7 protein-coding genes are annotated in these 7768 nt (G+C 70.5%); all 7 read left to right on the forward strand.

The features are described 5' to 3' along the window. Positions 1 to 11: 11 nt before the first annotated feature. The gene (locus I3F54_RS29655) at positions 12 to 353 is read left to right on the forward strand and encodes a WXG100 family type VII secretion target (protein WP_240122014.1); all 342 of its coding nucleotides are present in this window, start codon (positions 12 to 14) and stop codon (positions 351 to 353) included. Between the two features lie 54 nt (positions 354 to 407). Next, positions 408 to 695: a WXG100 family type VII secretion target gene (locus I3F54_RS29660; protein WP_240122015.1), complete on the forward strand. Its 288-nt coding sequence runs from the start codon at positions 408 to 410 to the stop codon at positions 693 to 695. A 207-nt stretch (positions 696 to 902) separates the two neighbouring features. Then, complete coding sequence (locus I3F54_RS29665) at positions 903 to 1280, forward strand: hypothetical protein (protein WP_240122016.1); 378 nt, start codon at positions 903 to 905, stop codon at positions 1278 to 1280. A gap of 91 nt (positions 1281 to 1371) precedes the next feature. Further along, on the forward strand, positions 1372 to 4677 hold the full coding sequence (locus I3F54_RS29670) for a hypothetical protein (RefSeq protein ID WP_240122017.1): 3306 nt from the start codon (positions 1372 to 1374) through the stop codon (positions 4675 to 4677). A 68-nt stretch (positions 4678 to 4745) separates the two neighbouring features. Then, positions 4746 to 5186: a YbaB/EbfC family nucleoid-associated protein gene (locus I3F54_RS29675; RefSeq protein ID WP_240122018.1), complete on the forward strand. Its 441-nt coding sequence runs from the start codon at positions 4746 to 4748 to the stop codon at positions 5184 to 5186. A gap of 48 nt (positions 5187 to 5234) precedes the next feature. After that, the gene (locus I3F54_RS29680; protein WP_240122019.1) at positions 5235 to 5600 is read left to right on the forward strand and encodes a WXG100 family type VII secretion target; all 366 of its coding nucleotides are present in this window, start codon (positions 5235 to 5237) and stop codon (positions 5598 to 5600) included. Next, a partial coding sequence (locus I3F54_RS29685; protein WP_374205983.1) for a hypothetical protein occupies positions 5597 to 7768 on the forward strand: 2172 nt, incomplete at its 3' end. The genes I3F54_RS29680 and I3F54_RS29685, both read left to right, overlap by 4 nt.

The following is a 7768-nucleotide window of genomic DNA, read 5'->3' on the forward strand; positions in this document are numbered from 1 at the left end:
AGGACCACACGATGGCACTGACGGCAGTCGAACTACAGGGAATGACCACCGCCCAGGGCACCTTCCAGACCGCCCTGGACGAGGCCATGGGCGCGTACGCGCAGATGGACGGCCAGATCGAGGGCCTGCGGGCGAGCTGGAGCGGTGAGGCGGCGAACATCTACCACACCGCCATGCAGGAGTGGCTGACCGACTTCGACAGGGTCAACCAGGCGCTGCGCACCATGCTGGAGAAGCTGGCGCAGAACACCCGCATCTACGCCGACACCCACGAGAACACCCAGATGGAGGCGCAGCAGATCGCGCAGCAGATGGGCTCCGGCGTCGTCGGCCTGCCGGGCTTCACCTCCTGACGCCACCCGTCCACCGACACAGCCACCCGTCCTCACGAAGGAGCCGGACAGAAGATGACCACCTACACCGTCCAGATGGAGCAAGTCGACTACATCGTCGGCGAGATGAACTCCATCACCCAGCGCATCAACCAGACCCTCGCCGAACTCGACAGCCAGTCGAAGATGAACCTGAGCGAGTGGACCTCCGACGCGGAGGCGACCTATGTGCAGGTGAAGGCGCAGTGGGACGCGGCCGCTGCGGACATGACCCAGAAGGCCGCCGCCGCCACCCGGATGCTCGGCACCATCAACGAGTACTACTCGAGCGGTGAGCGCCAGGGCGTTCGACTCTGGGCGTGATCCAGGATGAGCAGAGCGGTTACGGGTGTTATCGGTGCGGAGACACCGATCAATTCACCTGATCGAACGGAGCACCACCGCCACCAGCCCCAGCGCTGGGACGGCGACACGACGATCCCGTCAGGGCACAGCTGGGTGCGCCCGAAGGAGACCTTCACGCCGCCCAAAGTGCCTGGTGGTACCGGTAGAACCGGCAGTGGCACCAGCGTGGACACCCCCTCGATGCTGCTGTGCGCCGACAACATCGACAAGCTCATACCGTTCACGCGGAGGGCGGCCGCCCTCCTGCAGGAGGTTCGGGTCGAACCTGGTGCGTTCTACCACGCGAACCAGATCCGGGCGAAGATCAGCGGCCTGAACGCCGACTCCGGACTGAAGGAGCGCTACATCAAGGTCCTCCATGACCTCGCCCAGGGCCTGGGCGATCTACGGGACGACCTGAAGGTGTTGGCGAACCAGTACACCACCCTGGAAGACGCCGGGCGGATGAAGGCGACGGATCTGCAGAAGAGTATGCAGTCCACCAGCAGCGACTTCACCAGCCTGGTGACCGACGCCGGCGGGTCCGGCGGCGGAGGAAGTTGACCGGTGGTCCTCCCGTCCCCCGGTGTCTGCGATGGCATCGGGGGACGGCCGGGGGCTCCGACACGGACGCAATCGGAGACTGGGGCAGCACATGGGTGACTACAACACCGGTGGATTCAAAGAGGGCGGCGACGGTGCTGTGTTCGGCGATCCCGGAACCGACCCGGGTTCGATCCACGACTACGACTCATGGGACTGGAAGCAGATCAAGGCGGCCATCTACGGCATGTCCGCCGCTGTCCACTCAGCGGAGAACGAGGAACATGCCAAGAGCGTCTCCAACCCCCAGTCCCTGATGGACGCGGCGGAACACTTCTACTACGCGCAGGCAGTTCTGTCAGGGATTGCCGAGAGCATCGCCGCCCAGGCGAAGGCCCTGGCCGGTGACGACGGCCCCTGGAAGGGCGACGCCGCGGACGCCTTCCGCGACACAATGGACACCTTCTCCCGCCAGGTGAAGGCGACCGCGGTCGTGCTGTCCGGCGGTGAGGCGGGCAACTCCGTGCCGCAACAGCTCGCGAACAACTCGGTCAACCTGCACAATGCCAAGACCAAGGTCTCCGATATCGACCATTGGTACGCCCACCAGGCCCGTTTGATGGGCGTCAAGCCCGCGAGCAACGGTCTGATCCCGGTCCACCAGAGGCCCGAGCTGATCCGGATGATGACCAGCGACATGCGCGCGGTCCTCAAGAGCCTGGTAGGCGAGTACCAGGTCACCATCGACTCGGTGCACACCCCTCCGCCCGTCAGCAGCCCCACGAACCCCCCCAACGTGCCGATCGACTTTCCGAGCGTCGACGACCCCGTCCTGCGGGACCCCGTCGCGTTCCCCGACGTCACCCCTGGCAACCCGCCGCAGTTCTCCGCTCCCGGCACTTCGGGCCTCGACGGACCGGGGCTGCCCCGCTCGTCCCCGACGGGCGAGGCCGTCGGCATCACCCCGTTCTCCGACGGCACCGGTGTCGACGGCAACACGCCCACGCTGGACGGCCTGGGCGCGGAGAACGTCTTCAGCGACCTCTCGCCGGAGTCGTTCCCCGGCAGCACCGGCGGCTTCTCGGCCCTGGCGAACAGCCCCTTCCCCAGCAGCCCGAACACGGGCACCGGGGACGGACTGCCGCTGGACAGCAAGCTCGCCGGCATCACCCCGTTCTCCGGCGGCACCGGTGTCGACGGCAACACGCCCACGCTGGACGGCTTCAAAGTCGCCGGCCTGGGCAACGACACCCTCGACCCGAGCGCGCTGCACCAGGCGCTCAACCCGTCCGCGTTCCCGCACGGTGACAACCTGGACGGCGGCTTGCCACCCTTCGCGGTCGGCCCCTTCCCCAGCAGGCCGAACACGGGCACCGGGGGCGGACTGCCGCTGGACGGCAAGCTCGCCGAGGACCGCCCAAGCTGGGCCGACAACGCCGCTCCCCAGGACTTCCCCGGCGACACGGGCGTCGGCGGCACCGGCGGCCTGGGCGCGGAGAACGTCCTCGGCGACTTCTCACCGGAGTCGTTCCCCGGCGGCCTCGGTACGGAATCGGATCTGCCGAACAAGATCGTCTCACCGTCGGCGCTGGACGACTCGCTGGAGTCGCCGGCCCTCGGCACCGATGAGAGGAAGGACGCCGGCGGCGTGCCGATGATGCCCGGTGCAGGGGGCATGCCGATGATGCCAGGAATAGGCGCCGGAACGCCCGGCGCGGGAAACACCGACCGCAGCGACGCCAGCGGCCTCCTCGCACACAACACCGAACCCTGGACCGGCGACCCCAGCGTGGCCGAGACAATCGGCAGCAACGGCACCCAAACCGGCGGCGACGGACTCGCCCTGCCCATCGACGCACGGACCGAAGCCCTCCCCGGCCAACCGGGCACCACGCAGAACGAGGCGATCGACACCAACGGCATGCCGATGATGCCCGGTGCAGGGGGCATGCCGATGATGCCAGGAATAGGCGCCGGAACGCCCGGCGCGGGAAACACCGACCGCAGCGACGCCAGCGGCCTCCTCGCACACAACACCGAACCCTGGACCGGCGACCCCAGCGTGGCCGAGACAATCGGCAGCAACGGCACCCAAACCGGCGGCGACGGACTCGCCCTGCCCATCGACGCACGGACCGAAGCCCTCCCCGGCCAACCGGGCACCACGCAGAACGAGGCGATCGACACCAACGGCATGCCGATGATGCCCGGTGCAGGGGGCATGCCGATGATGCCAGGAATAGGCGCCGGAACGCCCGGCGCGGGAAACACCGACCGCAGCGACGCCAGCGGCCTCCTCGCACACAACACCGAACCCTGGACCGGCGACCCCGTCGCCATTGACGAGATCGTCGGCGGTGCCGAGGCGGGCGGCGAGGGGTTCGCGCCGCAGACACTTTCCGGGGGCACGGCGACCGACTCGGACGGGCCGCTCATCACACCGCTGTCGACGCCGGCTCGGGAGGCGCCCGTCGCCGAGCCCGAGGGGCCGACCGAGACTGCGGCGGGCGAGCCCGGTATGCCGGGCATGATGCCCGGGGTGGGGGCTACGTCCGCCGGGCGGGAGGAGGAGAGAGCCGACGCCTCGGGTCTGCTCTCTCCCGAGATGCTGCCCTGGTCGGCGGAGGCGGACCCCGCCGGGGACCGGCCGGTTGTCGGCGCGCACGACGGCTTGGGCGAGGGCGAGTTGCCGGCCGCGCTGCTGGGCGCGGCGGCCGGTGCCGCTATCGGCGCCGGCTGGGCGGACTCCCGTGGTGGTGCTGCCGAGCGCCGGGACCGGCACCAGGACGACGATGCGGCGTTGGTCCTGCTCCCGATGGGCGGCGACCGCGGTCAGATGCGGTCCGCAACCGAGGAGCCCGACCCCGAGGGGTCGGTGGAGGCGGACGAGAACGGATTGGCGACGGAGCCCGTACCGCCGCAGGAGCCTGTCTCCGGCGCCCGCGACGAACCACAACTGCCGGACGACCATGTGGCGCTGGTGCGGGCCGACGGCCCGGAGGCGGAGGACACCGCGGCGTGGGACAGCGCCGGGGCCTCGTTCGCACCACTGCTGTGGTCCGCGCGGTCCGAGGACGAGCAGGAGGTCCTGGCGCCCGGCTGGGCGACGGAGGACGAGAGCACCTGGACGGGCCAGGCCGGTCCCCCGGCGGAGGATGACGGTCCCCGGCTGTCCACCTGGCGCCCCGACCGGTCGGCGCCCACCGCCCCGGGGGACACCGTCGTCCCCGCCGTGCCGCTGCGCTCGTTCGCCGGCGATCCCTCGGAACTCACCGCCGAACTGCTCGCGCAGAAGCCGGTGGAGGACGAGGACAGGGCCGAGGACGAGCAGCCGAGCCGTGGCATCGCCGACCTGCTGGTCCAGGAGGGCGAGACCTGGGGGTCGGCGAAGTCCGACGGAGCCGGAGCGGCCCTGTGACGCCGTCCGTCCGGTCTTCGGCCTCCCCCACGTACCGCCGCACCATCGCACCACGCAAGGAGACTCACATGACCAGCCCCTACGACCAGGAGATCGAGGACCTGCTGGCGCTGTACCGCAAGCAGCGCGAGGAGGCAGCCGAGACCCGGCGCCAGATCAACGAGGTGACCGGCACCGCGACCGCCCCGCGGCAGACCGTCAAGGCGACGGTGAACGCGCAGGGTGAGGTGGTCGCAATCGAGTTCCCCACGGGTGCGTACCACCGCATGCCGCCCAAGGAGCTGTCGGAGGCACTGCTGGCGACCCTCCGGCAGGCTCGCGCCAACGCGCTGGAGGCGGTCGCGGAGGTGACCTCGCTCGGTCTGCCGGCCGGGGTCAAGGTCGCCGACCTGCTGGAAGGCAGAGCCGACGCCACGGCGATGCTCGCGGAGGAGCCGGGCATGTCCGATTCGGTACGTGAGTACCTCGCGAACGGGCGTCCGGACGTACAGAACGGTGGCGCCCGGTGACCCCGGGCGCCGCGCCCTGCCGCGACCAGGGGATTTGGGGAGGAACACATGGCTGACGGCGAGTTCTACGTCGACACCGACGGGCTGCACGAACAGCTGCCGTACATGCAGCAACTGGCTGCGCGGTTCCGTGACATCGGCAAGGGCCTGGAGGGCCGGCTCGACGAGTTGGGCGAATGCTGGGGCGACGACGCCGCCGGACGGCAGTTCTACGAGCAGTACGCCGAGCCCAAGAGGCAGATCATCGAAAGCACCAAGCAGATGGGCGATCTGCTCGACAGCATGCACGACGGCATCCGGACGATGGCCGTCCATCTCGAAGGCCTGGAGGACCAGAACATCGAGATGACCCGGCGTCTGAACGTCTCCGAAGTCCACCCCACCGAATCCAGGGTGAAGAACACCAAGTCATGAGCATCGACCTGCCCCCGGAACTCGACTGGGTCGCGAGGCTGGCCGTCGGAATGGACTGGCCCAAGGGCGACGAGGACAAGCTGCGCAGCCTCGGTGCGGCGTGGGACGACGCCGCCCGGCAGCTGACCGCCCTCAGCCGCGAGATCGACCCCGCGACCAGTGGCGTGCTGCACAGCGTCGGAGGAGCGGTGGCCGACGAGTTCTCGAACTTCACGCAGCAGCTGAAGTCCAACCTCCCCGACATGGCCGAGGCGGCCGGTCAGCTGGGGGAGCTGGGCAGGAGCACCGGGCTGCAGGTCGAGTATGCGAAGTACATGATCCTGGCGCAGCTGGTCTGGCTGGCGTCGGAGATCGCACAACTCGCCTTCTGGGCGCCCGAGGCGATCCCGGCCCTGGTGACCGGCGTGCGGGCGATCGTCAAGATGCTGCTGCGGCGTCTGCTGGTGTCGATCGCCACCGGTTTCGCGTTCATGGTCGGTATGGACGCGGTGATCCAGAGCATCCAGTTCCTCAAGGGCGACCGCACCAAGTGGGACACCTTCGCCACCCTGCAGGCGGTGGAGGGAGGTGCGATCGGCGGTGCGATCGGCGGTGTCTTCTCGGGGGTGGGCTCGGCGTTCGCGCCGAAGTTCGCGGGCTCTCTGATCGGCAAGGGCGTCATCGGCGGCGCCTCCGGCCTCGTGACCACCGAGGCGATGTCCCAGATCTTCGGCGGCGAATACGACATGGGCTCCGCGCTGACCTCCGGCATCATCGGCGCGATGGGCGGTGAGAGAGGCCGGCGCAGGTTCGGCGGCGACCACACCAAGATCCACACCCCCGACATCCATCTGCCGTCCGAGGCCGACGTCCACCTCCCCAAGGCCCCCTCCGAGGGAGGGGCGAGGTTGCCCGTGTTGGAGGACTTCGGCACGGGTGGACTCGGCAGCGGCGGCGGCCTGGACGAGGGCGGTGGTCCGGGCCATGGCCGTGGGGAGACGGCCGGCACCGACGGCCCGGGAGAGTCCGGCGAGACCGGCACCGGCGGCATCCGTACCACGGACTCGGACAGTACGCGCAGGGACGGGGCTGGAGGGACCGGGACCGGGACCGGATCGGACGGCAACGTCTCCGAGAGAACCGGCTCACCGCGCGGCAGCACCATCGCTACGGTCGGCATCGGAGACAGGACGACCGGCAACGAGACCGCACGGCCCACGACGGAGTCGACCGGCCCGGGGGCCGTGGGCCCTGTCGTGCACGGCACCGGCGAAGGCATCCCTCACGTCGCCGCCACCGAGTCCATGGGCCCCGTCAGGCACGGCACCGACGAACGCATCCCTCACGTCGCCGCCACCGAGTCCATGGGCCCCGTCAGGCACGGCACCGACGAACGCATCCCTCACGTCGCCGCCACCGAGTCCATGGGCCCCGTCAGCGGCGGCGCCCGCGGCACCACCTCGACGCCGCACGTCCCCACCGAGTCCTCCCCGCGGCCACACGAGGCAGCGCCCCCCACCGCCCCTGAGCCGACACGGCACTTTGGTGGGCTGCCCGGCTTCGAGACCACGTCCGACGGCCGCGGCGGGGGCGCCCACGCCCTGGGAACGCCCGGTGAGGGCGTCCCCGGCACCGCCCATGCCAGCCGGCAGGGTGCCGGGACGCCCACGCGGCGCCCGGACGCCGCCGCCCACAACCCGACCACGGCCACGGCCACGCAGGGAACCGGGCCCGCGAGCGCCGGCCGCACCACGCCGCCCGCCACCTCCGGCGGCCTGTTCCACTCTGTGACGGAACAGTCGCGGGTGCCGCGCACCGACACGCCGAACAGCTCCCGCACCGGCGAGCCCGTCGCGCCCGTCGACGCGGCGGCCCACTCGCAAGGGTCCGGTGCCGTGACCGGTACCGAGCGGGATCCGGGCTCCGTGACGGACCGTCCACGAACTCAAAGCACCGTGGTCGACCAGCCGCAGGCACCCGCCACCGCGACGAATCAGCCGCGGACCACCGGAGCCGGAGCCGACCGCCCACCCACCGAGTCGGAGGGCGCACTGCGCACGACCCCGGTCGTCGGGTCACCATCCGCGCCTCGTCCCGCGACTCGGTCCACGCCGCACCAAGAGCCCGCCACGGTCCCACAGTCGCGTCCGTCCGCCGTCACCAGCGACGGTCCCGGCCGCTCCCCCGCC

It is taken from the genome of Streptomyces sp. MUM 2J (assembly GCF_022414535.1).
Lineage (GTDB): Bacteria > Actinomycetota > Actinomycetes > Streptomycetales > Streptomycetaceae > Streptomyces.